This is a genomic window from Bacillus chungangensis (assembly GCF_030812995.1).
Lineage (GTDB): Bacteria > Bacillota > Bacilli > Bacillales > Bacillaceae_C > Bacillus_CF > Bacillus_CF chungangensis.
The window spans coordinates 54,197-70,608 of record NZ_JAUSTT010000015.1 but is presented as its reverse complement, the minus strand read 5'-3'; the positions used below and the strand labels follow the sequence as shown (position 1 = coordinate 70,608).

The 16,412-nt window shown below is 38.8% G+C and carries 17 protein-coding genes; 5 read left to right on the top strand and 12 right to left on the bottom strand.

The features are described 5' to 3' along the window. Positions 1-213 precede the first annotated feature (213 nt). The 3 genes from J2S08_RS13060 to J2S08_RS13050 all read left to right on the top strand — a co-directional run bounded on the left by J2S08_RS13060 (position 214) and on the right by J2S08_RS13050 (position 2,845). Positions 214-1,107 (top strand): ABC transporter permease, encoded by an 894-nt coding sequence (locus J2S08_RS13060; protein WP_307230184.1) that lies wholly within the window; start codon positions 214-216, stop codon positions 1,105-1,107. Between the two features lie 452 nt (positions 1,108-1,559). Continuing rightward, positions 1,560-2,663 carry a Rap family tetratricopeptide repeat protein gene (locus J2S08_RS13055; RefSeq protein WP_307230182.1) on the top strand — a complete coding sequence of 368 codons (1,104 nt, stop codon included), beginning with the start codon at positions 1,560-1,562 and terminating at the stop codon, positions 2,661-2,663. Further along, on the top strand, positions 2,660-2,845 hold the full coding sequence (locus J2S08_RS13050) for a hypothetical protein (protein WP_307230180.1): 186 nt from the start codon (positions 2,660-2,662) through the stop codon (positions 2,843-2,845). Before J2S08_RS13055 ends, J2S08_RS13050 begins: the two co-directional genes overlap by 4 nt. A 299-nt stretch (positions 2,846-3,144) precedes the next feature. On the opposite strand, the gene J2S08_RS13045 is transcribed toward J2S08_RS13050, so the two are convergent. The 8 genes from J2S08_RS13045 to J2S08_RS13010 form a co-directional block, all read right to left on the bottom strand. Beyond that, complete coding sequence (locus J2S08_RS13045; RefSeq protein WP_307230178.1) at positions 3,145-4,533, bottom strand: leucyl aminopeptidase family protein; 1,389 nt, start codon at positions 4,531-4,533, stop codon at positions 3,145-3,147. Between the two features lie 272 nt (positions 4,534-4,805). Then, complete coding sequence (locus tag J2S08_RS13040; protein ID WP_307230177.1) at positions 4,806-5,468, bottom strand: methionine ABC transporter permease; 663 nt, start codon at positions 5,466-5,468, stop codon at positions 4,806-4,808. After that, on the bottom strand, positions 5,461-6,228 hold the full coding sequence (locus J2S08_RS13035; RefSeq protein ID WP_307230175.1) for a methionine ABC transporter ATP-binding protein: 768 nt from the start codon (positions 6,226-6,228) through the stop codon (positions 5,461-5,463). Before J2S08_RS13035 ends, J2S08_RS13040 begins: the two co-directional genes overlap by 8 nt. After that, positions 6,225-7,391: an acyl-CoA dehydrogenase family protein gene (locus tag J2S08_RS13030; RefSeq protein WP_370875685.1), complete on the bottom strand. Its 1,167-nt coding sequence runs from the start codon at positions 7,389-7,391 to the stop codon at positions 6,225-6,227. The genes J2S08_RS13035 and J2S08_RS13030 overlap by 4 nt, the downstream gene beginning before the upstream one ends. A gap of 10 nt (positions 7,392-7,401) precedes the next feature. Beyond that, entirely contained in the window at positions 7,402-8,238 is an 837-nt protein-coding gene (locus J2S08_RS13025) for a MetQ/NlpA family ABC transporter substrate-binding protein (protein ID WP_307230173.1), read from the bottom strand. A gap of 269 nt (positions 8,239-8,507) precedes the next feature. Beyond that, a complete protein-coding gene (locus tag J2S08_RS13020; protein WP_307230172.1) occupies positions 8,508-9,143 on the bottom strand; it encodes a sterol desaturase family protein in 636 nt (211 codons plus the stop codon). Next, on the bottom strand, positions 9,140-9,853 hold the full coding sequence (locus tag J2S08_RS13015) for a GntR family transcriptional regulator (protein ID WP_307230169.1): 714 nt from the start codon (positions 9,851-9,853) through the stop codon (positions 9,140-9,142). Before J2S08_RS13015 ends, J2S08_RS13020 begins: the two co-directional genes overlap by 4 nt. A gap of 248 nt (positions 9,854-10,101) precedes the next feature. Further along, complete coding sequence (locus J2S08_RS13010; protein ID WP_307230167.1) at positions 10,102-10,287, bottom strand: hypothetical protein; 186 nt, start codon at positions 10,285-10,287, stop codon at positions 10,102-10,104. A gap of 239 nt (positions 10,288-10,526) precedes the next feature. On the opposite strand from J2S08_RS13010, the gene J2S08_RS13005 reads away from it, so the two are divergent. Then, on the top strand, positions 10,527-10,940 hold the full coding sequence (locus J2S08_RS13005; RefSeq protein WP_307230165.1) for a hypothetical protein: 414 nt from the start codon (positions 10,527-10,529) through the stop codon (positions 10,938-10,940). Between the two features lie 221 nt (positions 10,941-11,161). Here the strand turns inward: J2S08_RS13005 and J2S08_RS13000 are convergent, their stop codons facing one another. After that, on the bottom strand, positions 11,162-11,350 hold the full coding sequence (locus J2S08_RS13000; protein ID WP_307230163.1) for a hypothetical protein: 189 nt from the start codon (positions 11,348-11,350) through the stop codon (positions 11,162-11,164). Between the two features lie 412 nt (positions 11,351-11,762). Here J2S08_RS13000 and J2S08_RS12995 point away from each other — a divergent pair, with 412 nt between their 5' ends. Continuing rightward, positions 11,763-12,371, top strand: coding sequence for a DedA family protein (locus J2S08_RS12995; RefSeq protein ID WP_307230161.1), 609 nt, complete (start codon positions 11,763-11,765; stop codon positions 12,369-12,371). 69 nt (positions 12,372-12,440) lie between these two features. On the opposite strand, the gene J2S08_RS12990 is transcribed toward J2S08_RS12995, so the two are convergent. The 3 genes from J2S08_RS12990 to J2S08_RS12980 form a co-directional block, all read right to left on the bottom strand. After that, positions 12,441-13,184, bottom strand: a complete 744-nt coding sequence (locus J2S08_RS12990) for a FixH family protein (RefSeq protein WP_307230159.1) — start codon at positions 13,182-13,184, stop codon at positions 12,441-12,443. 320 nt (positions 13,185-13,504) lie between these two features. Continuing rightward, positions 13,505-14,410: a formyltetrahydrofolate deformylase gene (gene purU / locus J2S08_RS12985; RefSeq protein ID WP_307230158.1), complete on the bottom strand. Its 906-nt coding sequence runs from the start codon at positions 14,408-14,410 to the stop codon at positions 13,505-13,507. Positions 14,411-14,694: 284 nt separating this feature from the next. Beyond that, complete coding sequence (locus J2S08_RS12980; RefSeq protein WP_307230156.1) at positions 14,695-16,395, bottom strand: sigma 54-interacting transcriptional regulator; 1,701 nt, start codon at positions 16,393-16,395, stop codon at positions 14,695-14,697. Between the last annotated feature and the right edge of the window lie 17 nt (positions 16,396-16,412).

The window sequence follows — 16,412 nt, the reverse complement described above, 5'->3', positions numbered from 1 at the left end:
GGCCTACAGGACGTAGGTCACTCAAGCGTTGCGACAGGACGTCGCGTTTTTAGCTTGAGATCCTTTTTTTATGGGGGATAAGAGAAAACCCCCACTGATGGAAGTTTCACTTTATCGCAATCATCAGAACCAAGCTTATATTCACAGATCAAATTTTTTATCGATAGTGAGATTTCTATTTTTAGAAATCTCACTAAAGAAGACGGGAGTGAGATGTCTGCATATTCATGCAGCTTTATAATGAGTAATTTTCCTGATATAAAATGGGAATTAGGAACCTATATCGAAACATTTTCCAACTGGGTTAAACATACATTCAGTTCGCAATTTCAGTCTATTTCTGATGCAATATTATGGTTTTTATTGAAAATCGAAAGCGGGCTTTTGTGGGTTCCATGGTGGAGTATCATTTTGCTCGTGATCATAGCGGGAGGTTATTATCGAAACATTTTCTCTGGCATCATTTATGGCTTTTTACTATTTTTAATCGGAACGTTTGGATACTGGGAATTGATGATGTATACACTAGCAATTGTACTAGCATCTGTGTTCATTTCTATTGTCCTTGGTGTCCCATTCGGCATCCTGCTCTCCTATAACAAAAGGCTAGAGACAGTCATGCGCCCAATTCTTGATGCGATGCAAACAATGCCTAGCTTTGTTTATTTGATTCCAGCAATGATGTTTTTTGGAATGGGCAAAGTCCCGGCAGTGTTCGCAACGATTATATATGCCCTGCCTCCTGTGATCCGTCTTACAACCCTTGCAATTCGTTCAGTATCAAAAGAAATGGTCGAAGCGGCTCAATCGTTCGGAGCAACGACTTGGCAAGTCTTGAGAAAAGTCCAATTGCCGCAAGCAGTCCCAACGATCATGACAGGCATTAGTCAAACGACGATGATGGCGCTCTCCATGGTTGTCATCGCCTCTATGGTCGGTGCCAAAGGCCTCGGCATGGAAGTATTAACATCTATTAACCGCATTGATATTGGGCAAGGCTTTGAATCAGGCATTGGCATTGTGTTTTTAGCAATTATTATTGACCGAATATCACAGGGCATTGTCAATAAGGCACAGCTAAAACGAAAAGCAGATCATCATGGTTAACATTATCGAACAGCTTTCATTAGCAGAGGGTTCTTAAGTTTAAAAAACGCGGCATAAGAAATGCGGCGCATCTCTTTAGTTTCTGAAGAGAAGTGTGATGCGAGAAGTGAAAGGTGAAATCCTACTTCCCACATCACACTTCCAAATTTTTTTAAATGTAAAAGTGAGCCTCTCGTTTATTGTGCAAATGTATGATCGATTTTCATACACAAAGAACCGGGTTGAAACAATCGGAATGATACAATCTAGCTTTTCCGATGAAAAAGTGTGCAGATCCTGATCTTGTTTCTTCCAACCATTCGTTACATCATATTAAACAAACCGCCCAACTTATTTCCAAACGCTTTTGCCTCAAATATCAAAAGATTATTTACTTAAACCCTATTTAAAAATTATCGCCACTATGTGATAATACAGATGATCGCATGAAAAAGAAAGGAGTAAAGTTGGAAATGGTTGTCAAAATTGATTACGAAAATGTCGTAAGTCGAATAAATGACTGGTACATTTTAATCAAACAACGAAATGTTAGAGAAGCGAAGACCTTGCGTACAGAAATCATGCAAGCATTTGAGCATATGACAGAAAATCAAGATGTTTTATTATATTTCAGCCTCATTGATTCCCGTTATAGAATGATGCTTGAACAATATAACGAGACAGGCGAACTACTAAACTCAATCAGGACAAGTGAGATAGAACAGCAGACAGACAACATGATTCAGTACTACTTTTATTTTTTCTCTGGAGTCCATGCTTTTTACAAGAAAAAATATGTACAAGCTATCCATTTTTATCGGATCGCTGAAAATAAGCTGCATAACATTCCAGATGAAAAAGAAATTGCAGAATTTCATCATCAGGTCGCCATTGCATACTATCGAATTGACCAACACTTATTTTCTTTAAATCATGCTATAAAGGCTTATGAAACTTTTAGAGCGGATCCCTCATATATAGAACGAACTATCACGAGCAAAATGGTGATCGCCGCAAACAAACTTGACCTGTTCCAGTACGAAGAGTCTGAAAGACATTATAAAGAAGCCCTCGAATTAGCTAAGCAATGCAATCGACCGTTTACTCTTGGACTCGTATACAGAAACCTCGCTCTTCATTACTCACGTAGAAATCTATTGTCAAAAGCCGAGGAAACATTGAAACAAGCTTTGTCTATTCCAGAACACTATGATTCAATTGTTGGTACAAAATCTATGTTTGATTTGTCTTATGTTTTGTATAGAAGCAATAGTCGATGTGAAGCACGACAATGGCATGAAACAGGGGTAAAAAAAGCGATCAAGGAAGACGAAAAGGAGCATATAGCAAAATTTAATCTCCTAGAAGGATTATACGAAAAGCAACAAATAGATAAAGTGGAAGAATCACTTAAATACCTTCGAAAATTAGGCTTATGGGCTGAAGTTGCAGAATTAACGCTGGACGTAGCTTTTCATTTCAAAAAGCTTCATGATATGCAAAGCGCAGCTCATTTTTTTGAAAAGGCACATGAGGCAAGAGATAATACTTTAAAGATGACGGAGGAGATACAATGAAAAAGTCTATTTTAAAAACTTTTATTATTACAAACTTACTAGCTATTAGTCTTGTTACTTCTGCAGGACTCCTTTCGAATGGAGTCGGACTTTTTAGCAAAGCTGATTTTGGGTTCATTATGGCAAAAAGCAAAGCTGATTTTGGATCTATTTCTACTAGCAGCAAAGCCGACTTCGGCTAATCTTTCTGCTCCTATACAAGCTGGTCATCTGAGCTGAAGCTGCAAGGCGAAATTGACGTTCAGAACTCTCTTTCAGCAAACAGATAAATATGAACCCATTGAACTATAAACCATTTCCAATTTTTCATTCCTCTGAATGCTTCGTCGGGCATCATTTATTTCAAAAGCCCCCTTTCTCAGGGGGTTTCATCCTCTAGTGTACTTCGAGTAAAGAAAAAGGAGTGAGGGCAAGTACTTTCCTCACGGCCACTTCAATCATTATGCCCAAATAGTTAGGCGAAAAGCATAAAGAAGTTATCTTATTTTGATACGTACACGGCATAATCAGCTAACAAGCGAGCGCCGTATCCTGTTGCAGACTTCGGATAATAGCCTTCCGCTTTCCCACTATCCGTCGTGCCTGCCATATCCACATGCAGCCATTTGCTGCCTTTCGGAACGAAGCGGCGCAAGAATAATCCCGCCGTAATAGAACCAGCTTCACTCTTTGAACTAATATTGCTCAAATCAGCATAATCACTCTCTAAGTAACAATCATATGCATCAACAAGCGGCATTGGCCAGACGTGGTCGCCATTCTTTGCACCAATTTCTTTTAATACTGAAGACAACGTTTCATCTCCAAAAACGCCAGCTATTTTAGAACCTAATGCATTTGCTATTGCTCCTGTTAGAGTCGCAATATCTACTATGTATGAAACATTCCATTCTCCTGCACGAATCAGTGCGTCTGCTAAAATCAAGCGCCCCTCAGCATCAGTATTGCCAACTTGGACAGTCAATCCATTTTTGTAGCGAATAATTTCCGATGGCAATACAGACGTTTGATCTGGCGTATTTTCAGCGATCGGAAGCAGTCCAACAACATTGACTTTTGCTTTCATTTTAGCCAATAGCATGAGCGCCCCTGAAACAGCAGCGGCACCTCCCATATCCATTCGCATATCGCTTAAATCTTTGCCGATTTTTAAGCTAATGCCGCCAGTATCAAATGTTACCCCCTTTCCAACTAATGCAACTAGCGGCTTTGATTCGTCTCCGCGGTACACGAGTTCCACAAAGGATGGCTCATATTTACTCCCTCTTCCGACTGTCAGCACACCGTTCATTTCTAATTCTTCAAGCTTTGCTTTGTTAAAAGCATTGACTTGAACTCCAGTCCCTTCAAAAGCTTTCTTTAATATTTCCGGAAATGTTTCTGGATTTAGTACATTTGGGATTTCATTCATTAAATCACGTGAAAACGCTGTTGCTTCCGCCCGCACTTTTCCATTATGGACAAAGGATTGAATATGTTCACTTCCAGATACTTCTAAAGCCGTACGAAATGCTGCAGCACTAGATTTATAATTTAAAAATTGATAAGCTCCTAAATCCCAGCCTTCGACAAATGCTTGGACTGCTTCACCAGGATCTAGATTTGGCAATCCGGCAGCCAGCACCTTTTCATCTACATACGCGGTTCCGATCTTCCGTGCACTTGCCTCCCTAGCAATTGATCCAGCTATCATCCGCACTTTTTCCAAAGTCGCATCTGTTTCATTGTACGTTTTTATTACTACGAAGTTTGTTTCATTAATTAAAGTAAAGCAATAGCGATGAGGACTCGCCTCGACAAATCGCTTTAATGCTTGATTTTCTGCAACCAAAGCATTACTTGCAAAAATAATTTTCACTTTATTTGACACAATGACATGCCTCCCATTTCTTGTTGATAAGTATGCTCAAAAAATTAGAAAAGCAACTGACAAATGCAAAAACACAAACAAATAGATGCCCACTTACTGAACATACATCTCTAAACTCTATGCCATTTGTCCGCCTTTTTTCCTTCTTTTTTAAACATCTATTAATCAATTTCGCTATAGTGGGAGTAAAATCCTGTTATTATTTCGGATTTCGAAGGAATTTATTGTTTCATAAAAATAAAAATATTCTGCACCACATTTTATGCTAGTTGTTAGCGTTTATCGAGGTATAACGCAATTTTGTTTCCAATGAACTGAACCAACTGGACAAGGACAATAAGGAGAATAATCATCGATACCATTACATCCGTCTGAAAGCGATAATACCCGAAGCGAATCGCCAAGTCCCCAATGCCACCGCCTCCTACAACACCAGCCATCGACGAATAGGAAATAAAGCTCACGGTTAAAACTGTGATATTCAACACTATTCCTGCTCGTGCTTCAACGAAAAGAACTTTCCATACGGTTTGAAAAGTAGATGCTCCCATTGCTTCAGCTGCCTCCATTACACCTTTCGGTACATCGCGAAGCGTCTGTTCAAGCAAACGTGCAAAATAAAAAATGGCAGCAATAGACATCGGAACCGCAGCTGCTATTGGCCCAATCGTTGTTCCTAACAATAACCTAGTAAATGGGATCAGCGCTACAAGTAAAATGATGAATGGAAACGATCGCACGATATTAACAATTCCGTTTGTCACACTTGAAAGGAGCGCTTGTTTGCGAGTTTGGCCATTATTCGTCATAAACAAAACAATCCCGAGCGGCGTCCCGCCTAAAACTCCAAAGCCTACTGCAATCGTAACCATTAACAATGTTTGCCATAAAGCAATGCCGATTTCTGGAAGCAGTGGAATAACATTTTCAAACATGAGATACCAGCCTCTCTTCTTCTAAATAAGGGGAAGCGAAGAGCATTTTTCCAATATCCGTTTTTGCTTGCTGACGCTTGTTTTCTAATGAAAAATGCTCTATTATCTTGCCTTCCTCCATCACTGCAGCTTTGTTGCAAATTTGTTGAACGACATGCATTTCATGGGTAACAATGACGATAGTAAGTCCAAGCTGCCGATGTAAATCACGCAAAAATTGCAAAAATTGCTTCGTCGTTTTGGGATCTAATGCAGAAGTAGGTTCATCACATAAGAGTACCTTTGGTTGATGTGCCAATGCCCGAGCAATCCCGACGCGCTGCTTTTGGCCGCCGCTCAGCTGAGCGGGATAATGTTGTCTTTTTTCCTCCAAGCCAACCATTTGCAAGCACTCTTCCACACGCCTTTCGATTTCTTTCCGTTCCACCCGAGCTAATTGCAGCGGCAGCGCAATATTATCAAACACCGTTTTATTATGCAGTAAATAGAATTGTTGAAAAACCATTCCAATCGATTGTCGCGCTTTTCTTAATTCTTTTTTCGCAAGCTTTGTTAAATCTTGGCCGGCTACTTCTACCGTCCCTGTAGTCGGCCGCTCTAACAAATTAATCAAACGCAGCAGCGTTGATTTTCCAGCCCCGCTAAAACCAACAATTCCATATATATCCCCTTCAGCAATATGTAAAGAAAGAGGGGCAACAGCTTGAAACGTCCCTTCCTTCGTTGTAAATTGTTTGCTGACCTGATTGAGCGAAATCATCCTTTCTCTCCTCCCTCTCTACCTTCTAAAGCCTTTTTTGCTAGCTTCATAAACACAAGATCCTCCATTGGCGGATTGCTGATTCCTGCTCGTACATTCAAATAGTAGCGGTGCATTTGATTGCTTTGTGATAGGGCACGGGCGCCGACAATGCGCATCGCCTTATCAACTACGTCTATTGCTGTATTTGTTATCATCACCTTTGCAACATCGAGCTGATCTTGAATAAATTCATCATCATTTCCTTCTTCATAAAGAGAGGCAGCCGAATATAAAACATGACGGGCACTCTGTAATTTCAGCTCAATTTCTCCAATGGCTTGACGAATATTAGGAAGCGTTGCAATTGGCTTTCCTAGCGAAGTAGGTTCAAACGAACCAGCAAACGAAATAGCATAATCACGAGCTGCACCAGCAATTCCTAAATAACATGCAGGAATGTGTAAAGACCAACCTTTCGCGAGTTGTTTTGTTTCCAAAGACAAGTTCTCTAATAAAAAATGCTTCGGAATCTTTACTTCGTTCATCACTAAATCATGGCTAGCCGTTCCTCTCATTGCAACACTGTCCCACGTTTCTCGAATTGAAACTCCTTCCGCTTTTTTCGGTACGATAAAACGAGCTATTTCTCCACTTGAAACAATCGTTGCCGACACGAAAAAGTAGTCAACTGCTGGTGCCATTGAAGTATAGGTCTTTTCCCCTGTGATGATCCATTGATCTCCCGATAAGGATGCTGTTGTTTGCGGCTTTGCGCCTCTTGTTGGACTGCCTGCATTGCGCTCCGTAATGGCGCTATTTACGAGCGCTCCTTGTTGAATTTCTTTACAAAGCCACGGAGCAGCTTTCGGATTCCAATGACGACGCTCGCGATATTCCAAAGTATTGCCAAGATGCCAGCCAATGGACAGTGCAGTAGACCCGCAGCCTTGGGCAATTTTTTCTTGCATTAGTACAAAACTATACAATCCCATTCCTTTGCCGCCATCTGCTTCAGGCAGTGTTAGCAAATGATAGCCAATCTTTTTTAGATCGTTTATATTTTCTTCAGGAAAGGAATTCAATTCGTCCAACAGTGCTTCACGTTCACGAAAAATGGGAATCAATAGATCAAGTTGTTCCATCATTTCTTGCTGTGCTTTTGTTTTCATAAAATGATGCATGATCATCCTCCTATTTCATATAATCTGGTAAAATAAAGCCTTCAAAATGCGGATCTGTCTTCACAAGCTCTTTGAATGACGCTGATCGGTAGGCTGCTTTTACTGTTTCCGCCCATTCTGCATCTTGGTCTTCACTGCGTATGACAGCGACAACCCGATGCTCCATTGGAGTTTCTTCTAACATAAACGCTTCTGACAGCTGATGTCCAGAAGAAATAACGAAGTTGCCATTTAATATTGCGTAATCTAAATCATCCATGGCTCTTGGAATTTGAGCAGCTTCTAGTGGAACAAACGTAAGCTGCTTTGATCCTTGTATGATATCTTTCTCGGAAATGGTTAATATATCAACATCTTCTTTCACTTTGATCCAGCCGAGTCTTTCTATCATCCTTAATGCCCTTTCCATATTAACAGGATCATTGGGGACGCCGATTTTCATATGATCTTGCACTGCTTCTAATGATGTATGCTTATATGAATAAAGACCTTGTGGTGCGGAAGGAACATGTGTAAGGACCGCAAGATCATAGTTATTTTCCTTCGAAATACTTTGCAAATAAGCAGTACTTTGATGCACATTAAGGTCAATCTCTCCCCTTGAAAGGGCCTCAGTTGACTCATTAGAAGAAGCAAATTCTATTCGTTTAACTTGATACCCCTCATCCTCTAATTGCGACTGAATTCCTTTTGAAACCTGATCGCTATACGGGCCTGGGGTAAACCCAAAAGTAATAGTCTTTTTTTCTTCATTGCTAGTTGTTTTTGTACAACCGGCTAAGAAGATTATTAAAACTAATAAAACAGATAAGATTACTTTGTTTTCACGATAAAAAAAAACACCCATCGTCAAATCCCTCTCTTTCCAATAAGATTGTTCATCATTCTATCACGATATCTATCTATATTCAATCCCCAAATGATGCGTGCTGAAAGGTATGATCATTGATATGCGACATGTAAAATAGTTATTATAGAAGAAGCGTTCAGCAATCATTGTATTTTCAAAGAAGAGATTGCAGCGCTACGAGTTGAAGCATCAAAATTGACCTGTTTTCACCTTTAAGAAAGCACTGCAATAGAAATAGTGGAGTGTCATTTCTTTTTTAAGTGCTATCACATCGTTTTGTCATGCTTTCTTCCTGTTTCCTTCTCATGCAGTCTTTTAACAGTGCTGCTTTTATCTACTTCCTTCTGATCTTTATACGTTCCTAAGAGGAAATCACCAACAGGGTTTGACACTCCATACCAATAGTTTTCATTTTTGAAATGATGCCATAAATGATATTTTTTCATCCATTTCCCCCACCTTGTCAGTGGAACGATTGGCCGATGGGCAGCATAATGCTTCCATTCATAGTAAAGCAAAGCAGCAGCAACTCCTGCCATCCAAGCAAATGTATACAATAGATGATTCGTAATCATGTAAACGATCATAAAAGCAGCTCCAAAAAGCGGAAGCGTATACCATAACGGCAAAAATAATAATTTTAAGTTATTGGGATTTATGTGATGATCATAATGCAGCCGCTTGATAAGACTGTAAAGCCATTTCTTGTTTGAAGGCTTCATATGGAACAAAAAACGATGAGTTAAATACTCATTTGCAGCAAAGGCAATCGCACCTCCTATAAATAGAAGAATCATCATCCATTTAAATGAGTAAATGATAGGAACAAGGAGGCAAAATAATAAGATGAACATAAAGGCAATATCAGGATAAGTGAAAAACTCTTTCAAATACTTTTTCATGTTATTCCCTCCTTGTCTTGGATTTTTTCGGCCCATAATTGAACCGTTTGTGCCATTGTTGACTGAACAAGTGTTTCAACTTCATGGAGATGATCATTTAGCAGCAATTGAAGCAGTTTCGTATAAAAAGAGTAAGAAAGTTTACGATGAGAAGGATAAGCAAAATACTGACAAGCGAAAGGAATATAAATCTGATCGAAACTATTTAAAATAAACAGATAAAGTGGATTGTCGATCAAGCCTGCAAGCTGCTTTTGCAAATGCCAGTCAAATGCTGCATAATCCTGCTCGCAATCTGCTATATTTCCTAATTGAGAGAATATAGCAATCCCCCGTTTCGGATTTTTTTTCAGCGCCTCGGAAAAATATTTTGGAGCAATTGCCGCACGCAGCTCTAATAAATAAGTGACAAAATCCTTTGAAAGGCCTCCGCTATTCAAAGCAATATTCGTTAACGTCATCAGATTGCCGGTTTCCCAATAATTATTTACCATTGCCGGACTATTTTTCCTCACAGTAATCCAACCGTCTCGTTCAAGCTTTCGCATCACCTCTCTAATCACTGGTCTGCTAGTTCCATAGTACATAGCCAATTCTCTCTCTGATGGCAGCATTTTATTCATTTGAAAATGCTTCGTCAAAATGTCTTGGATCATACGTTCTTCAACAATGTCAGAAATTTTCTTTTTCCTCCCTGAAGGGTTTTCCATTTCCGTTCCCCTTTCCTTGGTATGACCAAAATTGATACTGGTAATACCAATATACTCCATCAACAACAAAATATCCACTGAATATTTAGAAAATAAAAATTAGGTGCAAGAGAATCATTCCATAACGAATTATTTAGGTAGAAGCAAGATGTGAAAAATCAAATTCTATCAAATCTCTGATAATAAAGTGAAACTTCCATCAGTGGGGGTTTTCTCTCATCCCCCACTGGTGGTTAGTAGAACAAAGGCTAAGACCGCAACGTCCTCGAAAAGGAAACCGCTTTTCTTCGTGCGATGTATCGCTGCCGAAGCTTTCCTTGTCCTGTTGCAACGCCTTTGTGACCGACATCCTCGAAAAAGAAAAGCACTTTTTCTTCGTGCGATGTTGATTCAAGAAGCTTTCCTTGTCCTGTCGGCCTGAACCAATCGGACATTTGACTTTCAGTTATCCCCCACCTAGACTTCTTCGTTCCATCTTACCCTTGAGGTGGGGGGTCTTACTGCCAGTTAGATGTGGGATAAGTGGAAAAAAGCATATAAGAGTAAAAACGGTGTGATTTTACCATCTTTCATCCTTCTCAGTATCAGTTATTTAGTTTATAATGAAGAAGATCATGCAGCACACAATTGATGCATGATCAATATGAACCAAAATGAAAGGAGAAGAAACAACGTGAACAAATCAGGTGTTCAAGAAATTTTAAAAGCATTACAACTACACTCAAACCATGTCGAGAGCAAAATAAACGACATGAATGAGAAGTTTGAAAATCAAATGAATGTATTGAAAGAACATCTTGAAAACAAGATGGACAACATGAAAGAACATCTTGAAAACAGGATGGACGACATGAAAGAACATCTTGAAAGCAGGATGGACGACATGAAAGAACATCTTGAAACTAGGATGGATCAATTAGAAAACAGAGTGGACAAATTAGAGGGGACAATAAATAATCGCTTTGAACGATTGGAAAAGAAAATGGAAGGCCTTCGCATTGAATGGATAGAGACACAAGAAACCGTTGAATATTTAGCAAGTAAAAGTGTACAGCATGAAAGAAAACTGCGTCAGCTTTCATCATGATCACAAGAACCCCTAGAACTAATACCTCTTTCTTATGTGCAAACCTATAAGAGCAGCAATGCTTGTTGCCATTTTTTAAGAAGCAATTCATAGAAGCTGCTCTCACGTTCATTTATATGATAAACGCCTCTTTCTTCAGTGAACAATATAAGGCTTCCACTCCCATGTTTGAACAATCCTTTTCCTTAATTTGATAATGATACCACAATATATGCTACAATTTACGTAATGGTAGTCTTAACGACTATTACTAAGTGCCGCCGGCTATTCATCTCAAACACATACTTAATCGCATGTTTTAGGATATTTTGTGTTCCCTTTTTTTGACTAGATACGAATTGCAAATTTTGTCTATTCAGCAATGCACGTTGATCGAAGAAACGAAAGACAAGTACTATTGTTGAAAACAACATATCGCTCCTATTTTCAATATATTTCATAAAAGACAACCAATGAGAAGAAATCGTTTTTTTGTCAAGATTCCTCATAAAACAACGAATTGGGTTTTACAGCAAATCCATTAATGGAATAATGTTAAGTGTAAGATGATTTCAATCTTTTATTGTTGGCTGATTAAAATCAAGCGTTCAAAAAAGTGAAACCTTTTAGTCTAGATGAAAGTAAATGTAGTAAAGTTTACATGCATGCGGAATAAGAAGTGTAGTGTAGGGAGTAATAAACAAGCCATGTTTGCATACAAAAACCGACTTTTTATTCGAACGATATAAATTCAAAAAGGATGTCAGTAAGCTGACCTTCCTTAAAAAAATGCACAATCGGTCTTTTAGCATTAGCTTGTCATCGTAAAAAAGGAGAAACAGCATGGAATCAATGATCAACTATATAGAACATTATGGATACATCGTCCTATTTTTAGCACTGATGATTGAGTTAATTGCCTTGCCTATACCTGGTCAAACGCTGATGAGCTATGTAGGATATCTAGTATCACAAGGACAATTGCATTGGGGATTATCTATACTAATTGCTACAATTGGCAGTTCGACTGGTATGACCGTTTCTTATTGGATAGGATATAAATTAGGCACCCCGTTCTTTCAAAAATATGGACACCGATTTTACATGGGAGAAGAGAAGCTAGAGAAAGTATCACGATGGTTTCAAAAGTATGGGAATAATATGCTGATGATCGGCTACTTTATTCCGGGTGTCAGACATTTTACAGGATATTTTTCCGGCATTACACGCTTGCCTTTTCGTATATTTGCTATTTATACGTATGGAGGAGCGCTTATTTGGACAACCACCTTTATCACTATCGGCAAATTTTTAGGTGATCAATGGTCTGTTTTGTATATTTATTTGAAAAAATATTATGTCATTAGCAGCATTATCTTAGCTGTTGCATTGATCGGCTACTATCTGTATCGAAAAAAAGCAAAAAAATATAAAAGGATGAGAATGAAGTAAGTGCTGCTGTCAGCATAAATTGCTTCAAAAAAACGACTGCCTCAAATGGGCAGTCGTTTGTCCAATGAATTATTTCACTTCTATCTCGTGTGTTTCATGTTCATGCAGCCCATCATCATTCTCTACATGAATTTGCAGTTGATATGTCTCAGCTTCAGAGAATGGATGGTTTGCGATATATTCTCCTGGCTTTGATTCTGTAGCATTGACCCATTCACGTTTATCTTCTTGATTATTGCTCCAGATTTCAAATCTTACTTGCGCCTTTTCCAGTGGAGCATCACCGTTTTGAAGATGAACCATTAATTCTGTATCTTCTCCAGCCTTCGGATCTTTTGGCTCCATGAAGTGCATGCTGAATCCATCAGCCCCATGTTCATGGTCGCCATGATCATGCCCACCGTCATGAGAAGCCCCTTCGCCAATTGTTATCGCCGTCTTCGGCATGTTGTGCTGATCTCTTGCAGTTACATGCACTTGGACAACATAAACGCCATCATGCTCGAAAACTTTTTCTGCAGTATAGACGCCGTCGCCTTCATTCTTCGCTTCAATCATTTCGCTATTGTCCTTATTGCCTTCTTCCCAGACTTCATACTGGACATCATTTGCGTCGCTTACTTTCTCATCGCCAAATGTCACTAGCGCCTTAAACGGAACGGCATCTCCCGCATCTGCTTGTTCAGCAACCTCAAGTTTTACTTCAAGGATTTGAAGAGCCTCTTCATCGTCCTTTTTTTCATTATTTCCACAAGCTGCAGCGAATACAACTACAAACATAAAAACAAATAATGATTTGATCGTTTTTTTCAAATAACTCTCTCCCTAAAAATTTTTCATGCACTACCAGCCAGTTATAGTGTAATACAAAATTGTGTGAGAAGTATGAAATAATGGGTACTATTTTTCGTCATCATCTATTGAGATAACTGGAAAGCAGAAAAAAGATTGCCTTACATACCCTCCATCAGGCAGAAGAATAAAGAAAACATTTAGAAACTGGCTAATCTTACATCAAATTTCCCTGTGAAATTCATTCGTCATTCTATAAAATATCGCAATTTTTCAAGGCTGCAAACAACTCAAGCATTGCAACAAATGCTTCACATTTGCTCCTGAATAGATGTTCTCCATCAAAATACAATCGTCTTATTTTGATGGACAATAATACGATCTTCTAAATGCCATTTAACAGCGCGGGCTAGTACGCTTCGTTCAATCGAGCGGCCTATTTTTTTTAGCTCATCGACGCTGTTGCGGTGGTCAACCCGCATTATATCCTGCTCAATGATCGGCCCTTCATCCAGGTCGTTTGTCACGAAGTGGGAGGTGGCTCCGATTAATTTTACTCCGCGTTCATATGCTCGTTCGTACGGACGCGCCCCTACAAATGCCGGCAAAAAGGAATGATGGATATTAATGATTCGATTCGGATGTGCTGCTACAAAATGAGGCGTCAATATTTGCATATATCGTGCCAGTACAATAACATCAATATCATATTCCTTTAAAAGCTGGAGCTGCTTTGCTTCTACTTCTGCTCGATTTTCTTTGCTGGCAGGAAGATAATAAAATGGGATTTGAAGTGATTCGACCACCTCTTTCGTATCTTCATGATTGCTAATCACTAAAGCAATATCTGTCATTAGGTCGCCGCTTTGCCATTCCCATAGAAGCTCCAACAAACAATGCTGCTCCTTCGATACTAAGATCGCTGTTTTTTTCACATTTGGTACATAAGTCATTTTCCAGTCCATATTAAATGTGTCTGCAATAGATTCAAATTGTTGCTTTAACTGCGGAAACGATGTTTTCAATTCCGGACATTCAAATTCAATCCGAATAAAAAAGTCCCCTCCTTCTGGGTCAAGGGAATATTGACTAGATTCAATAATATTTGCCCGGTGTTCTAGTAAAAATTGCGACACACTTGCGACAATTCCTGGTTGATCTGGACAGTTTATTAGTAGTCTTCCTCTATTTTTCTTTTTTTCTTGAAATGCTTGAATTGCTTGAATTGCTTCCATATATTTTTTCATTTGTGTAATACCCCTTCAACTGTGTAATTTATTTATTATACTGCAACAGTGCAAAAATGAAAATAAAGTGAACTAGTTTGCTAGAAGAGACAAAGAAAAAACAGAAAAAGAGCATGCACTTCTCTGGATGTTGTTCATCCAAGATGATGCATGCTATTAAGCCTTAAAAGCGAGGGGGAAGGGGTTTTCTACAGTCAAATCAATTTTTAATCAATTTATAGTGACAATAGAATAAAAAAATCGTATCAGATTAAATCTGATACGATTTTTTTAAGAAAGAATAGTTATACAACTGACATATAATGATCCAAAAATACTTCTCCTAATTGTGTGATCGTTGTACCAGCCCTTCCTTGGCGAACGTGTAAAAGTCCAAGTGTTTGCAGGACTTCCATCCGAATCCGAAGCTGCTGTTCTGATAACATAATCCCCTGTTTATCTAAAATTTTTTTCAATGTCATTCTTCCAAATGACATGCGTTCTTTTTTTCCTTTTTTAAAAGCTTCTAGGATTTTGATGCTTTCTACTAAAAACCCATGTTCCTCGATTTTTGCAATAATATCCTCCGCTTCTTGTTCCGACAGGAGTTGATTATTTTTATCTGGTGCTGGAATTCGCATATATGGAGGCAAAGCATCCAAATCTATGACATTTTTATTTAAACACGATAAATACGTAATCGCATTATAAAGCTCTTTTACATTTCCAGTCCAACGATAGTTTTTTAACACTTGCAATGCGTTAGGTAAAATGGTTAGATGGTTTCTATGCAAACGTTTTTTGATCGCTTCGATGAGCGGCTCGAAATCCTCTTGTCTCTCTTTCAATGATGGCAGACGAATAGAGAATGAGGCAAGCTGATAGAAAAATGAACGAAGCAGCAGTCCTTTATCCACCAGATGCTCTAATGGCTGCAAGCCGCTTGTAATAAGCATGAACTGGTTTCTTTCAGATCCATTCTCTTTTGCAATGTTTTGCTTCTCAATCCATTGGCTAAGCCGTTTCTGGACAGAATGAGGCATTTCTTCAATCTCTTCCAAATAGATTGTACCATGCTGTGCTTGCTCGATTAATCCGATTGTAATGATGTCCTCATTTTCTTCTCCGAATAATTCTGTTTCTAGTTGAAGAGGCGGCAAAACAGAACAATTCAGGCTCATAAACGGCGCACCACTTTGGTTTGCTTCACGATGAATGGCATGTGCCAACATTCTTTTTCCAGTGCCGATTTCTCCTTGCAAATGGATGACATGCTGAGTATGGGCAAAATTTTTTGCCAACTGAATGACTTGTTTCATCGCTTTGCTCTCGGCGACCATCTTAGAAAAACTATATTCCGCATTTTCATTAATTGTCTTCACTTGAATCGTTCTTTTTGTCGTCAGATTGTAGGAAATCTGAGACAATGATACTTGCGATTTCATAAACCGTTTAAACAAACTATTATGGTCCACTTCACAGTGAATAAACTCGGCAAGCTGAATAAACGTATCAATATCCAAAAGGCGCGGGCCAATATCAATTACTTTTTTAAAGTATTGCGGCACTAAATGACTTTCGCCAGGTGTAATAATGCAATCAACATCTTCTGGAATCGGATGGACTAAATCATAAATATCATATTTGTGTTCAAAAAAAGTAGACCGCAGCGATTGTACGGTTTCTTCAGCGTTCGTCCTCGTATCGTTAATCACCAAAATCTTTTGTCCCGGCGGCATATCCATAAGCGCTTTCGTATTGGCAAAGTTAATATCACGCTTCGCAACAATCGATGGGCAGGACGCTGGGATAAAATGAGATGCGATGCCTTTAATCATTTCATTTGATAAAATGACAATTTCCCCAGGTTTAATGAGATCCATCTCTAAGTCTTTCATCGTTAAAGGGGAGACGATAATCAAGTCCCCCATTACTTCTTTCACTTGTTTTGAAATAATTGTTAAATATTCTTCCTGGATAGAAATAATATGAACCTTTTTCTTCAAAATTCACGTCTCACCTC